General features: G+C 62.4%; 21 protein-coding genes. 10 read left to right on the top strand and 11 right to left on the bottom strand.

Annotated elements, in window-relative coordinates; genetic code table 11:
• The first annotated feature begins 17 nt into the window (after positions 1 to 17).
• From HJB83_RS23850 to HJB83_RS23840, 3 genes are all read left to right on the top strand, one after another.
• A complete protein-coding gene (locus tag HJB83_RS23850; protein WP_207580721.1) occupies positions 18 to 1496 on the top strand; it encodes a sugar ABC transporter ATP-binding protein in 1479 nt (492 codons plus the stop codon).
• A gap of 22 nt (positions 1497 to 1518) precedes the next feature.
• Positions 1519 to 2307 (top strand): SDR family oxidoreductase, encoded by a 789-nt coding sequence (locus HJB83_RS23845; RefSeq protein WP_207580722.1) that lies wholly within the window; start codon positions 1519 to 1521, stop codon positions 2305 to 2307.
• Between the two features lie 293 nt (positions 2308 to 2600).
• Positions 2601 to 3383 carry a glucose 1-dehydrogenase gene (locus HJB83_RS23840; RefSeq protein WP_207580723.1) on the top strand — a complete coding sequence of 261 codons (783 nt, stop codon included), beginning with the start codon at positions 2601 to 2603 and terminating at the stop codon, positions 3381 to 3383.
• A 379-nt stretch (positions 3384 to 3762) separates the two neighbouring features.
• Here HJB83_RS23840 and HJB83_RS23835 read toward each other — a convergent pair whose 3' ends face one another.
• Positions 3763 to 4530 (bottom strand): SDR family oxidoreductase, encoded by a 768-nt coding sequence (locus HJB83_RS23835; protein ID WP_207580724.1) that lies wholly within the window; start codon positions 4528 to 4530, stop codon positions 3763 to 3765.
• 337 nt (positions 4531 to 4867) lie between these two features.
• On the opposite strand from HJB83_RS23835, the gene HJB83_RS23830 reads away from it, so the two are divergent.
• Genes HJB83_RS23830 through mobB form a run of 3 tightly spaced genes read left to right on the top strand, consistent with a single transcriptional unit; the run spans position 4868 to position 6942 of the window.
• Positions 4868 to 5776 (top strand): DMT family transporter, encoded by a 909-nt coding sequence (locus HJB83_RS23830; protein WP_207580725.1) that lies wholly within the window; start codon positions 4868 to 4870, stop codon positions 5774 to 5776.
• A 21-nt stretch (positions 5777 to 5797) separates the two neighbouring features.
• Complete coding sequence (gene mobA, locus HJB83_RS23825; RefSeq protein ID WP_221117145.1) at positions 5798 to 6427, top strand: molybdenum cofactor guanylyltransferase MobA; 630 nt, start codon at positions 5798 to 5800, stop codon at positions 6425 to 6427.
• Complete coding sequence (gene mobB, locus HJB83_RS23820) at positions 6424 to 6942, top strand: molybdopterin-guanine dinucleotide biosynthesis protein B (RefSeq protein ID WP_207580727.1); 519 nt, start codon at positions 6424 to 6426, stop codon at positions 6940 to 6942. The genes mobA and mobB overlap by 4 nt, the downstream gene beginning before the upstream one ends.
• On the opposite strand, the gene HJB83_RS23815 is transcribed toward mobB, so the two are convergent.
• From HJB83_RS23815 to HJB83_RS23805, 3 genes are all read right to left on the bottom strand, one after another.
• Entirely contained in the window at positions 6877 to 9018 is a 2142-nt protein-coding gene (locus tag HJB83_RS23815; protein ID WP_281438264.1) for an ATP-binding protein, read from the bottom strand. The two genes, mobB and HJB83_RS23815, sit on opposite strands and share 66 nt — an antisense overlap.
• Entirely contained in the window at positions 9011 to 10522 is a 1512-nt protein-coding gene (locus HJB83_RS23810) for an ATPase domain-containing protein (protein ID WP_207580728.1), read from the bottom strand. The genes HJB83_RS23815 and HJB83_RS23810 overlap by 8 nt, the downstream gene beginning before the upstream one ends.
• Positions 10523 to 10683: 161 nt before the next feature.
• Positions 10684 to 11577: a LysR family transcriptional regulator gene (locus HJB83_RS23805; protein ID WP_207580729.1), complete on the bottom strand. Its 894-nt coding sequence runs from the start codon at positions 11575 to 11577 to the stop codon at positions 10684 to 10686.
• A 139-nt stretch (positions 11578 to 11716) separates the two neighbouring features.
• Between HJB83_RS23805 and HJB83_RS23800 the strand changes: the two genes are divergently transcribed.
• Positions 11717 to 12112 (top strand): cupin domain-containing protein, encoded by a 396-nt coding sequence (locus tag HJB83_RS23800; RefSeq protein ID WP_207580730.1) that lies wholly within the window; start codon positions 11717 to 11719, stop codon positions 12110 to 12112.
• 14 nt (positions 12113 to 12126) lie between these two features.
• Complete coding sequence (locus HJB83_RS23795; RefSeq protein ID WP_221132900.1) at positions 12127 to 13116, top strand: aldo/keto reductase; 990 nt, start codon at positions 12127 to 12129, stop codon at positions 13114 to 13116.
• Between the two features lie 207 nt (positions 13117 to 13323).
• Here HJB83_RS23795 and maiA read toward each other — a convergent pair whose 3' ends face one another.
• The 6 genes from maiA to HJB83_RS23765 form a co-directional block, all read right to left on the bottom strand.
• On the bottom strand, positions 13324 to 13959 hold the full coding sequence (gene maiA / locus HJB83_RS23790) for a maleylacetoacetate isomerase (RefSeq protein WP_207580732.1): 636 nt from the start codon (positions 13957 to 13959) through the stop codon (positions 13324 to 13326).
• Positions 13956 to 14108 carry a hypothetical protein gene (locus tag HJB83_RS23785; protein WP_207580733.1) on the bottom strand — a complete coding sequence of 51 codons (153 nt, stop codon included), beginning with the start codon at positions 14106 to 14108 and terminating at the stop codon, positions 13956 to 13958. Before HJB83_RS23785 ends, maiA begins: the two co-directional genes overlap by 4 nt.
• Positions 14109 to 14207: 99 nt before the next feature.
• A complete protein-coding gene (locus HJB83_RS23780; RefSeq protein WP_207580734.1) occupies positions 14208 to 14624 on the bottom strand; it encodes an organic hydroperoxide resistance protein in 417 nt (138 codons plus the stop codon).
• Positions 14625 to 14815: 191 nt separating this feature from the next.
• On the bottom strand, positions 14816 to 16138 hold the full coding sequence (locus HJB83_RS23775; protein ID WP_221117148.1) for a HAMP domain-containing sensor histidine kinase: 1323 nt from the start codon (positions 16136 to 16138) through the stop codon (positions 14816 to 14818).
• Positions 16135 to 16875, bottom strand: coding sequence for a response regulator (locus HJB83_RS23770; RefSeq protein WP_207580735.1), 741 nt, complete (start codon positions 16873 to 16875; stop codon positions 16135 to 16137). The genes HJB83_RS23775 and HJB83_RS23770 overlap by 4 nt, the downstream gene beginning before the upstream one ends.
• 115 nt (positions 16876 to 16990) lie before the next feature.
• Positions 16991 to 18034 (bottom strand): alpha/beta fold hydrolase, encoded by a 1044-nt coding sequence (locus tag HJB83_RS23765; protein ID WP_207580736.1) that lies wholly within the window; start codon positions 18032 to 18034, stop codon positions 16991 to 16993.
• A 342-nt stretch (positions 18035 to 18376) separates the two neighbouring features.
• Between HJB83_RS23765 and HJB83_RS23760 the strand changes: the two genes are divergently transcribed.
• Both HJB83_RS23760 and HJB83_RS23755 read left to right on the top strand, forming a co-directional pair.
• Complete coding sequence (locus HJB83_RS23760) at positions 18377 to 20149, top strand: cytochrome c biogenesis protein DipZ (RefSeq protein ID WP_207580737.1); 1773 nt, start codon at positions 18377 to 18379, stop codon at positions 20147 to 20149.
• Positions 20150 to 20184: 35 nt separating this feature from the next.
• The gene (locus HJB83_RS23755) at positions 20185 to 20943 is read left to right on the top strand and encodes an alpha/beta hydrolase (protein ID WP_207580738.1); all 759 of its coding nucleotides are present in this window, start codon (positions 20185 to 20187) and stop codon (positions 20941 to 20943) included.
• 101 nt (positions 20944 to 21044) lie between these two features.
• Here HJB83_RS23755 and HJB83_RS23750 read toward each other — a convergent pair whose 3' ends face one another.
• The gene (locus HJB83_RS23750; protein ID WP_221117150.1) at positions 21045 to 23261 is read right to left on the bottom strand and encodes an OmpA family protein; all 2217 of its coding nucleotides are present in this window, start codon (positions 23259 to 23261) and stop codon (positions 21045 to 21047) included.
• Between the last annotated feature and the right edge of the window lie 126 nt (positions 23262 to 23387).

The raw sequence follows: 23387 nt of genomic DNA, 5'->3' as shown, positions 1-23387 counted from the left end.
TCTTGAGGAGGTGTGCCGTGACTGATCCAGTTCTTTCCCTGAGGGGCATATCCAAGTGGTATGGGCCGCTCCAGGTTCTGAAGAATGTCAGCTTGGACGTTTATCCGGGCGAAGTGGTAGCACTTCTCGGTGAAAACGGAGCCGGCAAGTCGACGCTATCCGGCATTATCGCCGGGTCACGCACGCCGTCCGAAGGATCAATGACCTGGCTGGGGCAGTCTTATGCCCCAGCCTCCCCGAGGGAGGCGATCGACAAGGGCCTTGTCCTCATCCATCAGGAGCTGCAGCTGCTGCCGCAGCTATCGATCGCGGAAAACGTCTTCATCGGGCGCTGGCCGATGAAGAACGGCGTCGTCGACCGTGCCCAAATGGTTCGCCGCGCTCAGGAACAGCTCGCTCGCCTGAACCTTCACATACCCGCCACCCGGAAGGTCGCCGGCCTTTCCACCGCAAATCAACAGCTCATCGAGATCGCCAAGGCGTTGGCTCTCAATGCAAAGCTCCTGATCCTGGACGAACCGACCGCGGCCCTTGGCGGCGCGGAGACGGAAGCTCTTTTCGAACAGGTTAGAAAGCTTCGGTCAGAGGGTGTCGGCATCGTCTACATTTCCCACCGCATGGAAGAGATCAAGCGAATAACCGACCGGGTCGTCGTTCTTCGCGATGGCGAGCGCGTGCAGGAATTCTCCGACAGCGCGACACCGGTGCGAACGATCGTCGAGAGCATGGTCGGACGCCCGCTTGACCGCTTGTTCCCAACGCTGCCGGTGCCGACAGACCATCCCGTACTCCAGGTGTCGGGGCTGAGCTCGCCGGACAACTCATTCCGCGACGTTACCTTCGATGTGCGCGCCGGGGAAATTCTCGGAATCGCCGGACTGGTCGGTGCGGGCCGCACGGAACTTGTCCGCGCGATTTCAGGCGCGGACCCGATCAGTGCAGGTTCGATCAAGCTGGAAGGCGAAGAACTCAGGCTGCGCGATCCGGCGGACGCGATCGCCAAGGGCATCGTGATGGTCCCGGAAGACCGCAAGGAGCAAGGCCTGGTTGTCGGGCACCGGATCGGTGAGAACATTATCTACGCCAATCTTGACAAGCTGGGCGGGCGTTGGATTACCCCGCGCGTCAAGCGCTCGTTTGCGGAGAAGGCGGTTGCCAAGTTCGGCGTAAAGGGCCGTGCGGAGCAATATGCCTCGGACCTGTCCGGCGGCAACCAGCAGAAGGTCGTCATCGCGAAATGGCTGATGCGCGATCCTAAGGTCGTCGTACTCGACGAACCGACGAGAGGCATCGACGTCGGGGCCCGAGCGGGCATCTACGACATCATCGTCAATCTTGCCAATCGGGGCGTGGCGGTCATCGTCGTAAGCTCGGACCTCGAGGAAGTTCTCGGAGTTTCCAATCGCATTCTCGTGCTTGCCCAAGGCAAACAGGCAGGCATTCTCAACCGTGACGAGGCGAATGACGTTTCGGTCATGGAGCTAGCCACCATCTGAACAGACAGAGAAAGGAAGAGCGGTGTCCGACATCACTCTGAACGCCCCGAAGCTTTTCGATCTCAGCGGCCAGGTTGCCATCGTTACCGGAGCTGGGAGCGGCATCGGGCAGCGCATTGCCATCGGCCTTGCACAGTGCGGCGCCGACGTGGCGCTGCTCGACCGTCGAACCGACGACGGGTTGGCCAGGACGGCCGAACATATTCACGCCGCCGGCCGCCGTTCGATCCAGATCGCAGCGGATGTCACGAGCAAGTCTTCCCTTGGAGAGGCGATAGCACGTACCGAAACAGATCTCGGCGCATTGACACTTGCAGTCAACGCTGCAGGCATCGCTAACGCCAACGCAGCGGAGGAGATGGAGGAGGACCAATATCAGACGTTGATGGATATCAACCTGAAAGGCGTCTTTCTTTCCTGCCAGGCCGAGGCGCGCGCCATGCTGAAGAATGGACGCGGCTCCATCGTCAACATCGCTTCCATGTCGGGTGTGATCGTAAACCGGGGGCTGAGCCAAGCGCACTATAACGCCTCCAAGGCGGGCGTGATCCATATGTCGAAGTCTATGGCGATGGAATGGGTCGACCGCGGCATTCGCGTCAACACCATCTCCCCCGGATACACGGCAACGCCGATGAACACCCGTCCGGAGATGGTTCATCAGACCAGGCTCTTCGAAGAGCAAACGCCAATGCAGCGAATGGCAGCAGTGGACGAGATGGTCGGCCCGGCGGTGTTCTTGCTGTCGAATGCAGCAAGCTTCGTGACCGGCGTCGATCTTCTCGTCGACGGCGGTTTCTGCTGCTGGTGATACGAAAAGCGCATTGCCAGCAACTGGGAAAACGATCTCGCGTCCTCCCTGGCAGAGATCGAGGCGCTGAAGGGAATAACGGGTAAGGCGGCGTGCGATATCGTCGTCTGCCCGCCCTTCACGCTGATCGAAACGGCCGTGGAACGGACGGAGGGTTCGGGTCTCCACGGGTCGCTGAAGGCTTCGGAATTCGCCGAGATTATCTCGACAGCCACTTGAACTCCAAAAATTGTCGCGGGCTGGGTCGTGCGCCCCAGATCGCTATGTATCCACGGTACCGGGAAGGAAAGAACATGAAACGCTTTGAGCAAAAGACTGTCGTCATTACCGGGGGCAGCCGCGGCATTGGCGCGGCCATCGCCAGGCGCTTTGCCCGCGAAGGCGCCAATCTCGTCGTCTCCGCCAATGAGGAACTGGTCCACGGCGTTGCCGAGCAAATCCGGGCCGAAGGCGGCAAGGCGATCTCCTTCATCGGTGACGTCACAGACAAGGCGAGCGTCATCGCCCTCTACGATGCTGCCGAGAAGGAATTCGGCTCTGTCGACGTTTCGATCCAGAATGCCGGTGTCATCACCATCGCCCGCGTCGAGGACCTCACCGAAAACGAGTGGGACAAGGTCATGGCCGTCAACACCAAGGGCGTTTTTCTCTGCGCCCAGGAGGCGCTTTCCAGAATGCGCAAGCACAAGCGCGGCGGCCGCATCATCAACACCGCCTCCGGCCAGGCCCGCGACGGCTTCATCTACACCCCGCATTATGCCGCCTCGAAAATGGGCGTCGTCGGCATCACCCAGAGCCTCGCCAAGGAAGTCGCCACCGAAAAGATCACCGTCAACGCCTTCTGCCCCGGCATCATCGAGACCGACATGTGGGCCTATAACGACCAGGCCTGGGGCAAACTGCTCGGCAACTACGCCCCCGGCGAGTTAATGAAGGAATGGGTCGAAGGCATCCCGATGAAACGAGCCGGCTCCGGCGAAGACGTCGCCGGCCTGGTCACCTTCCTCGCCAGCGACGACGCCGCTTACATCACCGGCCAGACGATCAATGTCGATGGCGGGTTGATCATGTCGTAGGTGAGATTCTGGCTTTACCTGCCATATGCCTTTCGCTTGCCGCTCAAGCGTTCGTCGCTGACGCTCCTCACCCCCCTCATCTGCCCTGGCGGGCATCTTCTCCCCGCTGGGGAGAAGGGGGAGCAAGCCGCTTCTCCCGTTTCCATAAACGATGCCTTCAGGAAGGGCGGGACGCCCCCACGAGTCCCTTCTCCCCAGCGGGGAGAAGATGCCGGCGGGCAGATGAGGGGGGTGAGCGGCAAAGCCGCGAAGGCGAAGGGCAGCGACTGAGCACCACGATCAGCCCTCATCCTGAGGCGCGTAGGCCATCGGCCGAAGCCTCGAAGGACGAGGGCGGGTGGCTCGACCTCCGACATACACCGTACGCCCCTCACCTCACTTACGTCCGACTAATCGAAACCCCACCATCGGCCAGCATCGCCGTCCCCGTCACGAAGCTCGACATATCAGACGCCAGGAACAGCGCCGCATTGGCGATCTCTTCCGGTTGCGCCATGCGTTTCAGCGCGTGCAGTCCCTCCACGAAGGCGAGCAGGTCGGGAGTGGCATCCGGCGCGTTGGTGATGCTGGCAGGCGTGTCGGTGCCGCCTGGAAGCAGGGCGTTGACGCGGATCTTTTGTCGCCCGAGTTCGGCGGCAAGCACCTGCACGAAGCCGATCAGCCCCGCTTTGCTCGCCGCATAGGCGGCCATCCCAGGCATGCCGACGGTATGGCCGACGAAAGTCGAAGTGAAGATCAGCGATCCACCACGCTCACCCATCGCCGCGGACTGGTATTTGGCGCCGAGGAAGGCGGCGGTGAGATTGGTCTCGATCGTCTCGCGCCAGCCCTCCGACGACAGCCCGGCGACCGGTCCCATCTCGCCGAGAATACCGGCATTGTTGAAGCCGATGTCGAGCCCGCCGAAGCGTGAGATTGCCGTCTCGACGAGCCTTTCCTGCAACGCCTCGTCCTTGACATCACCCGATATGGCGACAGCATGCCCGCCCTCCGCCTCGATCTCGGCGACCACGGCGCCGAGTGCGTCCTGTCGCCGTCCGGTGACCACGAGCTTGGCACCCTCCCGCGCAAAAAGTTTCGCCGCCGCGCGGCCGATGCCGGAACTGGCGCCGGTGATGATCGCGACCTTGTCGTTCAAAAGTGTCATGTCCGTTTCTCCTCAGTTGTCGAGACACCTGAGATCTCAAAGATCAGCCGATGCAGCCACCCGTTTCCCGCGCGGGAAAAGAAAACGGCTTGAGGCCGATGATTTCAGTCGGAGCGACGGCCCCTTTGGAGCATGTTTGAAGCGCTGATCGCCGCGCCGGAAGGATTGATTTTCCTCGATGAAACAGGATCTGCCACGTATCCCGCTCACACCCCGGCCTTGACGTCTACGCCATTGTGCACCGCATCATCGATTTATCCCGGGTGTGACATTCATCCGATTCCCATCATCTATCTTCCCGACTAAGAAGGGGCGCACAGGTAACGGGAATCTCTTCATGCCGCGGTCACGCAATACTGAGGGCGCCATCTATATGAGCATGGCGATGGCCGGCTTTTCCGCAAGCGACGCTCTCTCCAAATCGGTGATCGCCTATATGAACGCCGGTGAGATCATGTTCCTGCGCGGCCTTTTCACCAGCCTGCTGGTCTATCTGATCGCCTGGAAAATGGGCGCTCTGCGCTCCTGGCGCACCGTGCTTAAGCCGATCATCATCCTCAGGATCATCTGCGAGATGATCGCCGCCGTCACCTATATTACCGCGCTCGGCATGATGCCGATCGCCAATGCCTCGGCGATCCTGCAGTCACTGCCGCTGGTTGTCACCTTCGGCGCTGCGCTCTTCTTTGGCGAGCCTGTCGGCTGGCGGCGCTGGTCGGCAATCCTCGTCGGTCTTGTCGGCGTGATGATCATTATCCGCCCCGGCCCCGAAGGCTTCACCGCCGCCGCCCTCCTCTGCGTCGGCTCGGTGCTGTCGACGGCCAGCCGTGATCTCGCGACACGGTCGATCGACCCGGAGATTCCCGCGCTGATGATCACCGTCATCACCGCCATCTCTGTTTCCTTCTTCGGCGCACTGCTCATTCCCGTGCTCGGCGGCTGGCAGCCGGTCAGCGCCACCTCGCTCGGGCACCTCCTGCTCGCCTCGGTGCTGGTGCTCGTCGGCTACCAGTCGGTCATCCTCGCGATGCGCACCGGCGAAATTTCCTTCGTCGCGCCGTTCCGCTATACAAGCCTGATCTTCTCATCGCTGCTCGGCTTCTTCTTCTTCGCCGAAGTGCCAGACAGCTGGATGCTGGTGGGGGCTGCGATCGTCATCGCCTCCGGCCTCTATACGTTCTATCGTGAGGCCAAGCGCCGCGTATCGCCGATCGCGCAGGAATCTGCGCCGCGCGCACCGGTGTGACGAAGGTTCTGGGGCAGGATGATGGCTGAATTCTCGCTGGAAAAGTCCGATATAGCAGGCGTCGTGCTGGCCGGCGGCCGCTCGCAGCGCATGGGCCGTGACAAGGCGGGCGTGATGCTCGGGGACGAGAGCATGCTGCGCCATGTGCTGACCCGCCTCTCGCAGCAGGTCTCCCCGGTTGCCGTCAATGCCGATGCCGCCGCCGAGGACGTAATCGTCGTCCCTGACCGTTTTCCCGGCAAGGCCGGGCCGATGGCCGGCATCCATGCAGCGATGGTCTATGCCGCCGGCCTGCCCTCGATCAGCCATGTCGTCACCGTCTCGGTCGATTGCCCGTTCTTCCCAGCCGATCTCGTCGCCCGGCTGGCGGCAGCGGTCGAACGCCCGTCGCAGATTGCCATCGCCGCCTCCGAGGGCCGCAGCCATCCTGTCTTCGGGCTCTGGCCGGTGACGTTGGCCGCCGATCTCGAAGCCTGGATCGCCACCGACGACAAGCGCCGCGTGCGCGACTTCCTGTTGCGGCATGACGTTACGGAAGTGACGTTTCCGCTGCATCCGACCCGCGCCAGCCTGCTCGATCCCTTCTTCAACATCAACACGCCGGATGATCTCGTCGAGGCGGAACGCTGGCTGGAGGCCCTGCGCGCATGACCGCACCGAAGATCTTCGGCATTGCTGGCTGGAAGAATTCCGGCAAGACCGGGCTCGCCGTCCGGCTGGTCACCGAATTCACCCGCCGCGGCTACAGGATCTCGACGATCAAGCACGCTCATCATGATTTCGATATCGACAAGGTCGGGGCTGACAGCTACCGCCACCGCCAGGCCGGCGCCCATGAGGTCACCATCGTCTCCGGCACCCGCTACGCCATCATGCACGAGCTGCGCGGAGCACCCGAACCTGAGTTCGAGGAGATCCTCGCCCGGCTCGCCCCCTGCGATCTCGTTCTGATCGAAGGCTATAAGCGCGAACCGATCCCGAAGATCGAGGCCCGCCGCCTGGAGGCAGCCAATCGCCAACCGCTGGCACCGAGCGATGCCCATATCTGTGCCATCGCCGCCGATCATGCCGTCACGGATTCGGCGCTGCCGGTTTTCGATCTAGACGACACAGGCGCCATCGCCGATTTCATCGCAGCAATCGTCGGCCTTGAACAGCGCCCCTGAACCACGCGCGCTGATGGAGCCGATAACCGGAGCCGTCTCGCGGGCCAGCGCCTTGGCGATTTCCTTGGCAAGCTGGGCTTGATTATAGGGTTTACCCAATCTCGGAATATCGATGTCGGTGCCGGCGGGAAGATCGGCATACCCTGTCGCCAGCACGATCGGCAGCGTCGGGTGAATATCCCGCACAGCCTGGGTGAGCTGTGCGCCGGTCATACCCGGCATCGAATAGTCGGTGATCATCAGATCGAAATGCTGACCGCTCCTGATCAGCTCCAGCGCATCCGCGCCGGAATTTGTCTCGACGACCTCATGGCCGAGATCTTCGAGCATGTCGACCGAACTCATGGCGATCAAGGCATCGTCATCGACCAGAAGGATCTTCAGTCCGGAGGCAGATTGCGGGATGGGCAGCTCCATCTCGGCCGGCCGCTCCGGCCGCCGTTCGGTCGCCGGTAGCCACAACTCCGCAGTCGTTCCGACCCCAGGCTCGCTTGTCAGAAACAGTGCGCCATTGAGCTGAACGGCAAGCCCGTGGATCATCGACAAGCCGAGACCCGTGCCTTTCCCGAGTTCCTTGGTGGAGAAAAACGGATCGACGGCCTTCTTCAGCGTCTCCGCGTCCATGCCGGTGCCGCTGTCAGCCACCGCCAACACAAGATAGGCTCCGTCGCCCAGATCGCCGCCAGCGCCGACAACCTGTTCTTCGCGCAGCGATATGGACAGCGTCCCCCCATCCGGCATCGCATCGCGGGCATTGACCGCAAGGTTGAGCAGCGCCAATTCGAGCTGGTTCGCATCGATCAGCGCCGGCGGCAGTCTCGCCGGGAGATTGGTCTCGATGCTGATCGAGGATCCGACCGAGCGCCGCAGCAAGTCGTTCATGCCGGAGACAAGATCGGCCAGATCGACGGGCTTGACCTGCAGATCCTGCTGTCTGGCAAAAGCCAGCAAACGCTGGGTCAGCGCCGCTCCGCGTCGCGCGCCCTGAAGCGCCCCGTCGACCAGACGCGTTGCCTTGGCATCTCCGGCCACGTGTTTGCCGAGCAGTTCCAGATTTCCGAGAACGACCATCAGCAGATTGTTGAAGTCATGGGCAACACCGCCAGTGAGTTGGCCGATCGCTTCCATTTTCTGGGATTGGCGAAGCTGCTCCTCGGCTCTCTCACGCTGGGCGACCTCTTCGAGCAGTGTCTGGTGAGCGGCATTGACCTCCCGGGTCCGTTCCCGGACACGCACTTCGAGGGTTTCATTGAGCCGCCTCAGATTCTCCTCGATGGTCTTGCGGATGGTGGTATCGGAGCAGACCCCGACAAGCTTCCTGGCTGATCCATATCTGTCTGCATAAAGCTGGGCATGGACCTCGGTCCAATGCAGTGATCCATCCGGCCAGATCGTCCTGTGCTCGATCGAATAGTCGCGTCCGGTATCGACCGTCTCGCGCAGGCGTGCCAGCACAAGGTCGCGATCATCGGGGTGGATGCTGGCGATCAGATCATCGCGCGTCACCTCATCATCCGGTCCTCGACCGAAAACCGCTTTGCAGGTCGCCGAGGCCGACAAAGCCATTGTGGACAGTTCCAGCTCCCACGCGCCAAGGCGGCCGGCGGCGAGCGCCGTCTGCAACCGCCGCTCTCCCTCGCCCAGAGCCTCGAGCCGAGCGCGCGCTTCATACTGGCGCAGCCGTCCTTTCAGTGCGGTCCGCGCAACGCTGATGAAGGACGTGGCATGAAACGGCCTCTCCAGAAAAGTCACATTGCCGAGAACCTCGGAAAGCCTGGCGGCGGCGGGATTTCGTTCAGGCCCCCCGCCGCGTTGGGTCAGGACGATGAACGGCAGATCAGACCAGCTCGGCTGGGCGGCGACCCAGGCAGCAATTGGTTTCAGGTCACTTCCGCGGACGGCCTCTTCCGTCAGAACACCGACCGCTATTTCGTCATCGAGTGAAGACGCGAAAAGATTGAGATCGGCAACCGTTATCGAGGATAATCCAGTCTCGGCGGTCAACGATGCTGCGACCTCGGCGTCGCGTCCGGCCGGTGCATAAATCAGGGCCTTCGGGTTGTGGAAATTAGGAATTGCCGCAGCCCTCGCTGTCGGTTGGCAAAAGCGGAGCGGACGTCGAGACGAATTCCGGAACGCCGCGAAGCACTCCCTGGAAACCGACGATGGGCTCTCCGAATGTCAGGCCGCCAGCATCGATCTGATACTCCCGGATGGTGTCCTCGTGGTGGCCGGTCCTCTTCTTGATGACGGAGACCGCCCGCCGCACACGTCCCACCGCCTCGAAGTAGCGCAGCAGGATGACGGTGTCGGCGAGATAGGTCACGTCGACGGGTGCCTTCATGTCGCCGAGCAGTCCGTGCTGGGCGACGGTGAGGAAGGTGTTTGCGCCTTGCCTGTTCAGATATTGCAGCAATTCGTGCATATGCAATATCAGCGAATTCTCATCCGGCATCGAGGCCTGATAGCCGTTGATGCTGTCGATGACCACGGTTTTCGCTCCCGATCTGTCAACGGAAGCACATACGCGGTGAGCGAATTCACCGGGCGACAACTCCGCGGCATCGAGCTGCTCGATATGCAGCAGACCCTCATCCCTCAGGGCCTCGAGATCCATGCCGAGCTGTTTCAGGCGCGCGAACAGCAAGCCCAACTCCTCGTCAAAAATGAAAACAGCCACCTTTTCGCGGCGTGCTATGGCCGCCATCACAAATTGAAAAGAGAAAGTGCTCTTGCCGGTGCCGGCAGGACCGAGAATCAGCGTGCTCGATCCTCGTTCGAGCCCACCGCCCAGAAGCAGGTCCAGCCCGGCAATACCGCTGGAAAGCTGATCGCGAACATAACTCGTCCTGTGTTCGGCGGCGACCAGGCGCGGAAACACGACGACACCGCCGGTCTGGATGGTGAAATCGTGATAGCCACCGCGGAAAGCCTGTCCGCGGTATTTCGTCACCCTTAAGCGTCGCCGTTCAGCGCCGTAATTCGGCGCCAGCTCATCGAGATGGATGACCCCGTGCACAACGCTATGCACCGTCTTGTCGAGCGTGTCGGAGGTCATGTCGTCAAGGAGAAGGACGGTCGCCCCCTGTCGGGCGAAATAATGTTTGAGCGCAAGGATCTGCCGGCGGTAGCGCAGCGAGCTTTGCGCAAGCAGCCTTATTTCGGACAGGCTGTCGAGAACCACCCGGCTCGGTCTGACCCGCTCGAAAGCTGCGAAGATTTCTCGTGTCGACTCGCCGAGTTCAAGATCGGATGAATAAAGCAGGCTTTGCTGCTGGTCGGCATCGAGCAGGCTTTCCGGAGGCACGAGCTCGACGACCTCGATTTTGCCGTCGATCACCATGCCGTGCGACGCAGCACCGGCCCGCAGTTCGCTGTCGGTTTCCGAAAGGGTGATGTAGAGCCCCTGCTCGCCGAGCCGAGCCCCTTCGATCAGAAACTGCAGCGCAATAGTCGTCTTGCCCGCTCCCGGATTTCCCTCAAGGAGAAACACGTGGCCGATGGAAAGACCGCCTGCCAGAATTGTGTCCAAACCGGACACACCGGTCCGGGCTTTCGTGGCAAGTGCCGCAGTATTCATTCATTGTTTCCTTCAGTTTCAAATGTGAATTAGTGGCGAGTGAAGGAATGTCAAATTGCCGGCGCAGCATGCTTTCGCTCCCGGCAGAGAGCTTGTCGCGCGTTGCAAGAGGGGCTGGCACGGATAGCTGCTCGCTGTCAGCGACCTGAAAATATCGGTCTCTACCCGCGATAGCGTAGTGCATCGACGACAACGGCAAATGCCGGCGACGCATGCCGGCGGCTCGGATAATAGAGATGATAGCCGGGAAACGGCGGGCACCAGTCCTCCAGCACACGCACCAGCCGCCCATCGGCAAAATGCGCCTGCACGGCATCCTCCGGCAGATATGCCAGCCCCAACCCTGCCAGCACTGCGTTCAGCCGCAGCGCGATATTGTTGAAGACCAACTGTCCCTCGACCCGAACCCTGAGCGCGTGCCCGTCCTTCTCGAACTCCCAGGCATAGACGCCGCCATAGGTCGGCAGGCGCAGATTGATGCAATTGTGATCGGTCAGCTCCTGCGGCGTCAGCGGCGTCGCCCTGTTGTCGAAATAGGCGGGAGCGCCGACCACGGCCATGCTCATATCGGGGCCGATGCGCACCGCGATCATGTCTTTCGCGACTTGTTCTCCCAGCCGCACCCCCGCATCGTAACGTTCCGCCACGATGTCGGTCAGTCCGTAGTCGACAATGATCTCGACATGGATATCGGGATAATCAGGCAGAAGTTTTTCGAGGGCAGGCCAGAGAACCGCATTGGCCGCATGTTCGCCGGCATTGATGCGGATTGTGCCTGCCGGCTTCTCGCGGAACGCGCTCAAGGCAGCGAGCTCGCTCTCGATCTCATCGAGCCGTGGACCGATGGAGGCGAGCAGGCGTTCGCCCGCCTCCGTCGGCGAGACGCTGCGCGTCGTCCGTGTTAGCAATCGCAGCCCAAGCCGCTCCTCAAGCCCGCGAATGGTGTGGCTGAGCGCCGACTGCGAAACACCGAGCTTGCCCGCCGCCTTGGTAAAGCTCTGGGCGCGCGCAACGGCGAGGAAGGCGATCAGGTCGTTCACGGCAGGGCGCGGCATTTATGAAACTTTCTCATGGGTCCATGCCGTTTATAGCATCTAATCGCCATCCGGCCCACGCGTTAAATACTTTGCATCCCAGGCGGACGCCCGGCCGGCCCACCGGCCTGTCCACTCCAGATGTTGAAAGGAACGTGAGATGGACATCAAACGAAGCGGTTCGCAGCCTTCGGCCAAGGGACCGGCCGACTGGTTTACCGGCAGCGTGCGCGTCGACCCGCTGTTTGCAGTGACCAGCCCCGCCCGCACCGCCGGCGCCAGCGTCACTTTCGAACCCGGCGCCCGCACCGCCTGGCACACCCATCCGCTCGGCCAGACGCTGATCGTCACCTCCGGCTGCGGCCGCGTGCAGCGGGAAGGCGGCCTCATCGAAGAGATCCGTGCCGGCGACGTCGTCTGGTTCTCACCGGGTGAACGCCATTGGCACGGCGCATCGCCGACGACCGCGATGACCCATATCGCCATCCAGGAACAGCTCGACGGCAAGGTGGTCGACTGGATGGAGCAGGTCACCGACGCGCAATATCAAGATTAAGAAAGGAAACGGCTATGCAGAAGCGCGAACTCGGAAACAGCGGACTTCAAGTCTCGGCCATCGGTCTCGGCTGCATGGGATTGAGTTATGGTTATGGCCCAGCGACAGATATCCAGCAGGCGACCGCGCTGATCCGGCAGGCTGTCGAACGCGGCGTGACCTTCTTCGACACGGCCGAGGCCTATGGCCCCTATAAAAACGAAGAGCTTCTGGGAGAGGCGCTCGCCCCCTTCCGGAGCGAGGTCGTGATCGCCACGAAATTTGGTTTCAACTTCGATGCCAATGGCGGCCAGAGCGGCATGAACAGCCGTCCGGAGCAGATCCGCGCGGTGGCCGACCAGGCGCTGAAGCGCCTGAAGACCGACGTCATCGATCTGTTCTATCAGCATCGCGTCGATCCCGATGTCCCGATCGAGGATGTCGCGGGCACTGTCAAGATGCTGATTTCAGAAGGCAAGGTCCGGCATTTCGGTCTCTCTGAAGCCGGCGCCCAGACGATCCGCCGTGCCCATGCCGTCCAGCCGGTAACGGCGCTACAGAGCGAATATTCGCTGTGGTGGCGCGAACCCGAGCAGGAAATCCTGCCGACGCTCGAAGAACTCGGCATCGGTTTCGTTCCATTCAGCCCGCTGGGCAAGGGTTTCCTCACCGGCTCCATCAACGAGACGACCACCTTCGATAGCAAGGATTTCCGCAACGTCGTGCCGCGTTTTTCTCAAGACGCGCGCAAAGCCAACCAAGCGCTCGTCGATCTTCTCGCCGAGATCGCCGCGCACAAAAAGGCCAGCCCCGCCCAGGTGGCTCTCGCCTGGCTCCTGGCGCAAAAACCCTGGATCGTGCCGATCCCCGGCACCACCAAGCTGCATCGCCTCCAGGAAAACATCCAGGCCGCCGGGGTCGAACTGACGGCGGACGATCTTGTCAGCATCGAACGCGCGCTCGCCACGATCAAGGTGGAAGGCGATCGTTATCCCGCCCATCTGCAGGCAAGGGTCAACCGCTGAGAAGCGATGTCATTCGCCGGATTTCAACACCGTAAGAGAAACAGCCAACCACCCTTTTCGTCATGCTCGGGATTGTCCCGAGCATCTGCAGCCGGTCAATAGGTAGCAGATCCTCGGCACAAGGCCGAGGATGACGAAGAGTAACGAGCGAAGATAACAAACTGAAAGCAACTGCTGTTATTTGTGACCGCTTCTTCACCAATCGCATCATCGTCTCGGCGCCGGCGCATTCTCCTGGAAAGCCGGTATCGCCTCAAGCCTTGCGACAATCTCTGCGATATGCGGCCATTGGGCGAGGTCGAAGCCCATCCGCCGGGCGCTGATTGCCTGCGGGAAGAGAAAAATATCGGCAACTCCGGGCCGATCTCCGACCGCGAAGGTCCCCTGTCTGCGGCCGGCGATCATCTTCTCCACGGCGGCCATTCCCTCGCCGACCCAATGACGGCTCCAGGCGGCAATCGCATCGGCGTCGGCCTGGAACGCCGATTTGAGATGGAGGCCGATCCGCGGCGGCAACAGCGCATGGATCTCGGCTGCGATCGCCAGCGCGATCGACCGCGCCAGCGCCCTGCCCTCCGCCGTGTCGGGCAGCAGCGGCGGTTGCGGCTGAAGCTCGTCGAGATATTCGATGATCGCCAGCGATTGGGTGATGAGGACACCGTTATCCGTCAGCAAGGCCGGCACCAGCCCCTGCGGGTTGACGCTGCGATATCCGGCCTGCCGGCTCTCTGCCTCTTCGCCAAGGATGGTCACCGGCAGCGCTTCCGCCGTCAGTCCCTTCAGGGCGAGCGCGATCCGGACTCTCGATGTCGCCGAGGAAATTTCATTCTGATAGAGTTTCACAGTCTTTCTCCCTGGTGGCCTGAAAGGGAAACCGCGGATGCCGCCGTCACCAGGCCCGTGAGCGGCGATGGCTCCTGCGAGCTTATGTCGTAGATGCAGGGCGCGGCGAAGACCACCGCTCCCAGAATGCAGATGATCATCAATCTCATCAAATCCTCCAATCGGCGAGGCCCGATCGGCCTCGTCCCGTTTGCTTTCGGCTCCTCTGCCCGCCGCCGCCAATAGCCTTTTGGCGGGCAATCGATCCGTCAGGCAATGGTCAATTCGACATGGATATTGCCGCGCGTCGCCTTCGAATAGGGGCAAGTCCGGTGCGCCTCATCCACCAATGCCTTCGCGACGTCCACTTCGATACCAGGCAGGCTGACCTTGAGGCGGGCCTGCAGGAAATAGTCGCCCTCGGTCGCCCCGAGATCGACCTCGGCATTCACGGCGGTCTCTGCCGGAAGCCTGACCTTCAGCTTGCCCGCAGCAATGCCGATCGCGCCGATGAAGCAGGCCGACCAACCGGCTGCGAAAAGCTGTTCGGGATTGGTGCCGGGCCGCGCGCTGCCGGGCGGCGAGAGCTTGATATCGAGCTGACCGTCGTCGCTCTGCGACGCGCCGTCGCGCCCACCGGTGGTGCGGGTCTTGCCGGTATAGAGAACCTTGTCGAACTTGGTCATGGGAACACTCCTGTTTGCGTCGCTTTACGCGAGTGGTCGCTACTCGCGACCGGGTTGACGGAGTGTGGTTTGACCGGCCGATATATCCGCCATGTTTCAGGAATCGGTCGAAATGTCACAAAACGTAGCATCCGCTGTCCACGACATCTTCCCGTACAAAACCGTCGAAAAACTTCCGCCGGCTGCAGTCATCACCGGAGGGTGACTTCCGCTGCCAACCCGCCGCCGGCGCGATTGTAGAGCGTCAGCGATCCGCCGATCTTCGCCGTTAGTTGCTGGGCGATCGCAAGACCGAGACCGGTGCCGCCGGTCTCCCGGTTGCGGGATTGCTCCAGCCGGAAGAAAGGCTGCATGGCGGCTTCGAGCATATCGTTGGGAATGCCGGGACCGCGATCCAGTACGGTGATGACGATTTCGTTCTCAGTGCTGCGCCCGACGCTGATCTCGGCGGCCCCGGCAAACTTCAACGCATTGTCGATGAAGTTCGACAGGATGCGGCGAAGGGCGTGCGGCTTGGTGAAGGCGGCGCCCTGAACCAGGCCGACGACCGTCACCGCCTTTCCGGTGTCCTGATAGTCGTAGGCGATGCTGTCGATGAACGAGGCGAGATCGATGCGGGCATTCTTCTCGCCGCTGCCGTGAGCGCTGCGCGCATAGGCAATACCGTCCTGGACAAGGCGCTGGATCTCGCCGAGATCGTGCACCAGCTTGTCCTTCTCAGGCGAATCCTCCGCCATGTCGGCGCGCAGCCGCATGCGGGTGATCGGCGTCTGCAGGTCATGCGCGATGGCCGCCAATATCTGCACCCGCTCTTCGAGGTAATGGGCGATCCTCTCCCGCATCGCGTTGAAGGCGCGTGCTGCGTACGCTACCTCGCTCGGCCCCGCTTCGCTCAAGGCCGGGCCATCCTTATTGGGATCGAGAGCATCGGCGGCAGCGGCCAGCTCGCCGAGCGGCCGGATCGCCTGGCGGACTGCAAACCACGTACAGAGGATGAGCAGCGCCATCTGGACGGCGAAGACATAGGGCAGCCATGCGGCGATCGGCATGACACCCTTGGGCGTGACGTCGATCGTCAGCGGGCTTCCGTCGCTCAGCGTCAGATGCGCCTGCAACCGGTTGACCTCGCCCGGAATCCGTTCGATCCGGATCGGAAAGCGATGCCCGATCGCCTCCTCTATCTTGCCTGCGATCTCCGCCCCCTTGCTTGATGTATCCGGCACGCCCGGAAGCCCGGGTCCGAGCACGAAGCGGTAGTTGCCGCGGCCGAGCCGATCCAGCAGATCGCCGCGTTCGCCGGGGGGAAGTCGGTCGAGAACAGCAATCGAGGTCGCAACATCGTTCTCCAGCGTGCCGAGCATCACGGCTTTGGCCGACATGGTGCGCTCCATATAGAGCACGCTGAACGACAGCCCGTAGGCAAGAGCGAGACCGATCAGCAGGATGAGGAAGATCCGTGATCGCAACGTGCTCGGCCACATCGAGCCCGAAATCAAAGGGATCGCCGCCCTCATTGACGCGGCTCCGAGATTTCCACCGGAACCGAAAACACATAACCTTCACTGCGCACCGTCTTGATGTAGATCGGTTCGCGTGCATCGTCGCCGAGCCGCTGCCGCAGGCGGCTGACAAGCAGATCGATCGAACGATCGAACAGATCGGCGTCGCGGCCCTGCGTCAGGCTGAGAAGCTGGTCGCGATTGAGGACCCGCTGCGGATGATCGATGAAGACGCGAAGCAGACGGTATTCGGCGCCGCTGAGCGCAATCGCCGTTCCTTCCTTGTCGAGAAGATGCCGGCCGACCGTATCGAGCCGCCAGTCGCCGAAGCTCAGCAGTTGCCCCGCCTCGCTGATCTGCAGGTTGGGCGGCAGCATCCGCGTCCGTCGCAGCACCGCCTTGATGCGGGCAAGCAGTTCGCGCGCGGCAAAGGGCTTGGCAAGATAGTCGTCGGCGCCCATTTCCAGCCCGAGAACCCTGTCCATCTCGTCGGTGCGCGCCGTCAGCATCAGGATCGGGATCGCCTTGTGCCGCCCGGCCCGCAGTTCGCGGCAGAGCACCAGCCCGTCGTCGCCGGGCATCATCACGTCGAGCACGATCAGGTCGACAGCATTGCCTTCGAGAAAGCTGCGCATCTGCCGCCCGTCTGCGGCCACACTTGTCCTCAGGCCATTCTTCTGCAGATAGCCGGATACCAGCTCGCGGATTTCACGATCGTCGTCGACGACCAGAATGTGATCGACATGATCCATTTTTCCCTATCCTTACCGATGCAAGCGGCCGCGCCCTCCGCCTCGATGATCGAGGCGGCTGACGCGACCTACGCATATTGCGCTGGCCGGAGCAACGAGTGAACGGCGGCGTCGATCAAAAGCGGTCGACGTCGATGACCGCCTGGGCGAAGGCCTGCGGGGCTTCCTGGGGCAGGTTGTGGCCGATGCCGCCGGCGATCGTGCGATGCTCGTATTTGCCGGAAAACTTTCCGGCATAGGCAGAAGGCTGCGGATGCGGCGCGCCGTTTGCATCCCCCTCCATGGTGATCGTCGGCACCGAAATCGTCGGCAGTGCGGCAAGCCTCGTCTCGTAGTCATCATACTTGGCCTCGCCTTCGACAAGCCCGAGGCGCCAGCGGTAATTGTGAATGACGATTTCGACATGGTCGGGATTGTCGAAGGCGGCGGCCGATCTGTCGAAGGTCGCATCGTCGAAATTCCACTTCGGCGACGCGGTCTGCCAGATGAGCTTTGCGAAATCATGGGTGTTGCTTTCGTAACCCTCACGACCACGCTCGGTTGCAAAATAAAACTGGTACCACCATGCAAGTTCGGCCTTCGGGGGCAGCGGCTTCTTGTTGGCCTCCTGGCTGCCGATCAGGTAGCCGCTCACCGACACCATCGCCTTGCAGCGCTCCGGCCACAATGCCGCCATAATGTTGGCGGTCCGCCCACCCCAGTCATAGCCGGCAACCACCGCCTTCTCGATATCGAGCGCATCGAGCAGCGCAATCATATCGGCAGCCAGCGCCGCCGGCTGGCCGTTGCGCGCTGTTGCCTGGTCCAGAAACCTTGTCGTGCCGTACCCGCGCAGATAAGGCACGATCACCCTGTAGCCTGCCGAGGCCAGCAGCGGCGCGACGTCGACAAAACTATAGATGTCGTAAGGCCAGCCGTGCAGCAGCAGCACGACCGGGCCATCCGCCTTGCCCGCCTCGGCATAACCGATATCAAGCACCCCGGCATTCACCTGCTTCAGGGCTTCGAAGGACGTGTTGGTTCCGGCCTTCACCGCAGGTAGGGATACGGCGGGCGACTGCGCGGCGGCCGTTCCGGCCACGCCGAATTCGACCGCCGCAAGGGCGACTGCCGTCATGCCGAAGAAACGGCGGCGGTGATGGTTGATTTGCTCTGACATCGGTCTCTCCTGTCGAATGTTCATGCTCTCAAAAGACATTCCGCTTGTATCACCGGTATGTCGCAAGCCGCCGGCTTTTGAAAGCTGATGTAGTTTCCGGCCGCCGCGATACAATCTGATACAATCGCAGCCTCCGGGTAAAGCATGCAGCGGCGACGACCGGTCGCCGCGACGTCAGTTTGTGTCGCTCTGTATCGCCATCACCTGTCGGCAACACTTCGGTACATTTCCCCGCAAAACCGGACACATCCGGGATACCTCCGCCCGGCCATATCGCAGCCGTTGCTGGTTCAGGCCCATCGCCGTCCAGAGCCCGATCAATCGGTTTCAAAGGAAACGATGATGACACTTCTGATCATTGCCTATCTCGGAGGCGCGCTGACGATCCTCAGCCCGTGCATCCTCCCCGTCCTCCCTTTCGTCTTCGCCCGTGCCGGACAGCCTTTCGTCAGGAGCACGCTGCCGATGCTGGCCGGCATGGCCACCACCTTCGCGCTGGTCGCCACGCTGGCGGCCGTCGGCGGCAGCTGGGCCATCCGCGCCAATGAATATGGCCGCCTGGCCGCGATCGTCCTACTGGCGCTCTTTGGCGCAAGTCTGCTGTCGCCGCGTTTTGCCAGCACCCTTGCCCGGCCGATCGTCGATCTCGGCAACAATCTGGTGAATGCCAGCCGCAGTGGCCGCACCGCGCCGACGGTGAAGAGCGCCCTCCTCCTCGGCGTCGCCACCGGTCTGCTTTGGGCGCCTTGCGCCGGCCCGATCCTCGGCCTTGTTCTGACCGGCGCCGCCTTGCAGGGCGCCAACCTGCAAACGACCTTCCTGCTGGCAGCCTATGCCGCCGGCGCCGCAAGCTCGCTTGCCGTCGCCCTGCTTGTCGGCGGCAAGATATTCGCTGCCATGAAGCGTTCGCTCGGCGTCGGCGACCGGATTCGCCAAGTGCTCGGCGCTGCGGTACTCGCTGGCGTCGCCGTCATCGCCTTTGGCCTCGACACCAGCCTGCTGGCGCGGCTGTCCTATGCCAGCACCGCATCGCTGGAACAGGCCGTGCTCGACAGGCTGCATGCAAAGCCGTTTGGTGCAGCCTCCGAAGTGGCGAGCAACGACGTGACGATCCCTGCTGCCGATGTGAAGAAGCCCTTCCGCAGCGATCTGCCGGTCGAAGGTCATGCACCGTCGTTCGGCGGCGCGGTCGAATGGCTGAATTCCGAGCCTCTGACCACCGAACAGCTGCGGGGCAAAGTCGTGCTCGTCGATTTTTGGACCTATTCCTGCATCAATTGCATTCGTACCATCCCCTATGTCAGGGCCTGGGCGGAAAAATATGTGGACCAGGGCCTCGTGGTGATCGGCGTCCATGCCCCGGAATTTGCCTTCGAGAAGAAGATCGACAACGTCAAGAAGGCGGTCGCCGACTTCAAGATCGGCTATCCCGTCGCCATCGACAATGACTACAAGATCTGGCGCGCCTTCGAAAACAGCTACTGGCCCGCCGCCTATCTGATCGATGCCAAGGGTCAGATCCGCTACCACCATTTCGGCGAAGGCAATTATGGCACGACCGAGAAGGCCATTCAGGACCTGTTGCGCGAGGCCGGCAGCCAGACGGCGGCAAGCGCTGCGGTCGCGCCGGATGCCACGGGCGCGGAAGCAGGCCCTGACCTTGGCAATATCCGCTCCGGCGAAACCTATATCGGCTACGCACAGGCAGCAAATTTCGCCTCTCCGGAAGGGCTGCAGGCCGACGCCGCACAAAATTATTCGATCGCCGAACCCGGCCTCAACGGCTGGGGCCTGTCCGGAACCTGGACTGTCGGCAAAGATCAGGCGACGCTTGATCAGCCGGGCGGCGGCATTGCCTATCGTTTCAGCGCCCGCGACCTGCATCTCGTACTAGGGCCTGGCGCCGACGCCAAACCGATCCGCTTCCAGGTGACGGTCGACGGCAAGGCGCCGGGAGCGGACCACGGCTCCGACATCGATGCCGAAGGCAACGGCGTGGTGAGCGCGACCAAGCTTTACCAACTTGTCCGCCAGTCCGGCCCCGTCGTCGCCCGCAACTTCGAGATCCGTTTCCTCGACCCCGGCGTCCAGGCCTACGCCTTCACCTTCGGCTGAATCCGGAACGTAACATCACCCAAGGAGTAACACCCATGAATAGACGCCTCATTTTCACGGCCGCCCTTGCTTTCGCCACCACCGGCATCGCCTTCGCGGCGGAAGCTGCCGCGGTCAAGAACATCGTGATCGTCCACGGCGCGCTCGCCGACGGTTCGGGATGGCGCAAGGCGACCGAGATTCTCGAAAAACGCGGCTTCAACGTCACCATCGTCCAGGAGCCGATCACCTCGCTCGAAGACGATGTGGCGGCGACGAAGCGGGTTCTCGACCTGCAGGAGGGACCGAGCCTGCTTGTCGGTCACAGCTATGGCGGCATGGTCATCACGCAAGCTGGCAACGATCCCAGTGTCGCAGGCCTCGTCTATGTCGCAGCGTTCCAGCCCGACAAGGGTGAAAGCCTGCTGAGCCTCGCCAGTTCGAAGCCCGCCGGCAGCATGGATATAAGGGAAACCAAGGACGGCAAATATCTCTATCTCGATCCGGGTGCCTTTGCTGCGGATTTCGCAGCCGACCTTCCGCAAGCCGAGGCTGATTTCATGGCCAGGGCGCAGGTCTTCGCCGCCAAGCAGGCCTTCTCCGCCAAGGTCTCAGACCCGGCATGGCGCACGAAACCGAGTTGGTCGATCGTCGCCACGCAGGATCGCTCTATCAATCCCGAGCTGGAGCGCGACATGGCAAAACGCGCCGGCAGCGATGTGACCGAGATCAAAGCAAGCCACGCCGTCTTCGCATCCCAGCCGGAGAAGGTCGCCGACACCATCGAAAAGGCTGCCAGGAAAGCCGGCGAGTAAAACCGGCAGGATGGCAGCAGCTTCCCTTGCCCGGTCCGCCGAGGAGAAAAAAGACAGACAACTGAATGCCCCTCTCCGGTTCTGGAGAGGGGCAACAGCATTTACTTGGCAGCGACAGGCCGAACCAGCGCCGTGACGCGGCGGATGGTCACGCGGCGGTTTTCCTGTTCAGGGTCTGTTGTGTTGACCTTCAGATATTGTTCGCCGTAACCCTGGGTCGCCAGGTTCTCCGGCGGGATGCCGTAAACGTCGGAGAGTACGTTGGCGACCGATTCCGCCCGTTGGTCGGAGAGGATGAGGTTGCTCTGGTCGGAGCCGACCGCATCGGTATGACCTTCGATCAGGAAGGTCTCGCTCGGATCCCTCTTGAGCACCTGGCTGATTGCGTCGGCGACCTTGCGCAACGTCCGCGCCTGGGTCATCGGGATATCGGCACTGCCGGTCGCGAAGGTGATCGTGTCGAGGTCGATGCGGCGCACCTTGTCACGGATACGCGCCGAATACTTCACCTCGTCGAGCGAATAGACACGCTCGACCGGCTCGACCGGCGGCTCGCTCAGGAACTCGTAATAGTCCCGATTCGGATCGCTGCGGGTGTCGATGATATAGTCGTCGAGCGGCACACGCAGCCGCATCGGCGGCAGGTCGGCGCCCGGATCCTCGAAATAATCGCGGTCCGGATCGTCATAGAGTTCCTGGGAGTAGTAGAGCACATTCTCGCGTCCCCGGGCATCGACACGCGACCGCTGGATGATGTCGCCATAGCGGTTGCGGATCGTCACGATGCGATAGCCTTCCGGCCGTGTGATCGTCTCGCGGTAGCGATCACCAGACAGCTCCTCGTAGTTCGGCCGTTCGCCGTCACGCAGGAACCGCCTGTCGTCGTCGCTACGCACGATGACCTGGTTATTGTATTGAATGATCACGCGGTTTTGGTCGCTGCGGTCGTCGATGCGCGCGCCATCAGGACGGATGAATTGCGGCCGCTCGTCGAGCCTCGTGCCCTTCTCGCGGGTCACCGCCTCGATCTTGACGGAGGGCTGCGCCACGCCGCCAGTGGCGGCTTGCGCTTCAGCATCCGAGGTCGGCACCTTGAAGTCCTTGCTGTCGGCGCGCTGCTTGTCGCGATCGCGGCGGCCTTCCCGGCCCTTGCTGCGGTCGGCATCCTTGTCGCTGTCGAGCACGGCCGCGCCGTTCTCGACCGGCAGCACGACGGTTTCGTTGCTTTTGGCTGGGTCCGCGGCGATCTTCTTGCGGCGCTCCAGCTCTTCGGGCGAAGCCTTTTCCGGCGCCGGAATGGCCTGCTTAACCTGCTGGCCGCCGCTGGCATCCGGCAGCGGCTGGGCAGTGCCGGTCGCGGGCGCGGCCGGCTGCTCGCCGGCGGGCTGTTCACCGGCAGGCTTGGCTGCGGTGCCGTCCTTCGGCTTTTCGGCGGGTGCGGCCTCCGGAGCCGCCGCCTTGTCTTCGGGCGCTTTCACTTCGCCAGGCTTGTCTCCAGGCGCTTTCTCTTGGCCCGCCTTGTCTGCATTCGACTTGTCTGCGGGCGCAGCCGTCTCGCCCTTTGTCGGCTTCTTCTCGGCCGGCGCCTCGGCGGCAGGTTTTGCCTCCGGCTTGACTTCGGGTTTGGCTTGTTCCTCGGTCGGCGTCACAGCTTCGGGCGCAGCCGTCTCGGCCTTGCCCTTGGCTTTATCTTTGCCTTGGCCCTTGTCCTGTCCTTTAGCCCGCTTGCCGCCGTCCGGCTTGGCTTCCGGCTGCGCCTGCTCCGTCTCCGGCTGCACTTCCTTTGCGGCCGGCTGCTGTTCGGGCTGCGGTTGAGCCTCCGGCTCGGCCTGCTTCTTCGGCTTCTTCGGCTTTTCCTGCGTTACCGGCTGCTCCTGCTGCGGCTCGGCCTCCGGTTTTGCCTCGGGCTGGGCTTCCTGCTTGGACTTTCGCTCTGGCTTGCTTTCGGCCTGCGGCGCGGGCTCTGCCTTCGGCGCGGCTTCGGCCTTCGGCGGTTCCGGCTGTGCCTTGGGTTCGGGCGCCGGCGCCTCCTTCCGCTCAGCCTTCGGCTTTTCGGCCGGCGCCTCCTTCGGTTGCTCGGCGGCCGGCGCCTGTTCGGCCGGAGCTTGCTCCTTCTGTTTGTGCTTCTTCTTCAGCAATTCCTCTTCGGAAGGCGCGTCCTGCGCCACCTCGAAGCTGCCTTGTTCGACTTGCCGCACGGCTGGCGCCTGCGGCGCGACGTCGCGCACGGCAGCCATTGCCGATGCCGGCTGGAACGCCAGCGAAAGGGTAAGCAACGGAAAAGCCGCGCTTGCGAACAATCTTGATTTCATGCCCATCGGGTTTCCTCGATCCTGGTTGAGCTTCTTAAAGGCCGATAGGCCCCGGTTCCGCCCCTAGCTTTGCATTGAGGCGAAACGGCGGAATGGCAATCGCCGAACCGCCGATTTGTTCCGGTTCTAGGA

Origin of the sequence: Rhizobium sp. NZLR11 (genome assembly GCF_019685115.1) — a bacterium.
Classification (GTDB): domain Bacteria; phylum Pseudomonadota; class Alphaproteobacteria; order Rhizobiales; family Rhizobiaceae; genus Rhizobium.
This window is presented reverse-complemented; position numbering and strand designations above follow the sequence as displayed.

Excerpts from the sequence above, each read along its gene's own strand:
- mobA (WP_221117145.1), top strand. The coding sequence starts at position 5,798 with ATGGCTGAATTCTCGCTGGAAAAGTCCGATATAGCAGGCGTCGTGCTG.
- HJB83_RS23810 (WP_207580728.1), bottom strand. The coding sequence starts at position 10,522 with ATGAATACTGCGGCACTTGCCACGAAAGCCCGGACCGGTGTGTCCGGT.
- mobB (WP_207580727.1), top strand. The coding sequence starts at position 6,424 with ATGACCGCACCGAAGATCTTCGGCATTGCTGGCTGGAAGAATTCCGGC.
- HJB83_RS23840 (WP_207580723.1), top strand. The coding sequence starts at position 2,601 with ATGAAACGCTTTGAGCAAAAGACTGTCGTCATTACCGGGGGCAGCCGC.
- HJB83_RS23800 (WP_207580730.1), top strand. The coding sequence starts at position 11,717 with ATGGACATCAAACGAAGCGGTTCGCAGCCTTCGGCCAAGGGACCGGCC.
- HJB83_RS23760 (WP_207580737.1), top strand. The coding sequence starts at position 18,377 with ATGACACTTCTGATCATTGCCTATCTCGGAGGCGCGCTGACGATCCTC.
- HJB83_RS23835 (WP_207580724.1), bottom strand. The coding sequence starts at position 4,530 with ATGACACTTTTGAACGACAAGGTCGCGATCATCACCGGCGCCAGTTCC.
- HJB83_RS23830 (WP_207580725.1), top strand. The coding sequence starts at position 4,868 with ATGCCGCGGTCACGCAATACTGAGGGCGCCATCTATATGAGCATGGCG.
- HJB83_RS23755 (WP_207580738.1), top strand. The coding sequence starts at position 20,185 with ATGAATAGACGCCTCATTTTCACGGCCGCCCTTGCTTTCGCCACCACC.
- HJB83_RS23795 (WP_221132900.1), top strand. The coding sequence starts at position 12,127 with ATGCAGAAGCGCGAACTCGGAAACAGCGGACTTCAAGTCTCGGCCATC.
- HJB83_RS23765 (WP_207580736.1), bottom strand. The coding sequence starts at position 18,034 with ATGTCAGAGCAAATCAACCATCACCGCCGCCGTTTCTTCGGCATGACG.
- HJB83_RS23780 (WP_207580734.1), bottom strand. The coding sequence starts at position 14,624 with ATGACCAAGTTCGACAAGGTTCTCTATACCGGCAAGACCCGCACCACC.
- HJB83_RS23750 (WP_221117150.1), bottom strand. The coding sequence starts at position 23,261 with ATGGGCATGAAATCAAGATTGTTCGCAAGCGCGGCTTTTCCGTTGCTT.
- HJB83_RS23805 (WP_207580729.1), bottom strand. The coding sequence starts at position 11,577 with ATGCCGCGCCCTGCCGTGAACGACCTGATCGCCTTCCTCGCCGTTGCG.
- HJB83_RS23785 (WP_207580733.1), bottom strand. The coding sequence starts at position 14,108 with ATGAGATTGATGATCATCTGCATTCTGGGAGCGGTGGTCTTCGCCGCG.
- HJB83_RS23770 (WP_207580735.1), bottom strand. The coding sequence starts at position 16,875 with ATGGATCATGTCGATCACATTCTGGTCGTCGACGACGATCGTGAAATC.
- HJB83_RS23775 (WP_221117148.1), bottom strand. The coding sequence starts at position 16,138 with ATGAGGGCGGCGATCCCTTTGATTTCGGGCTCGATGTGGCCGAGCACG.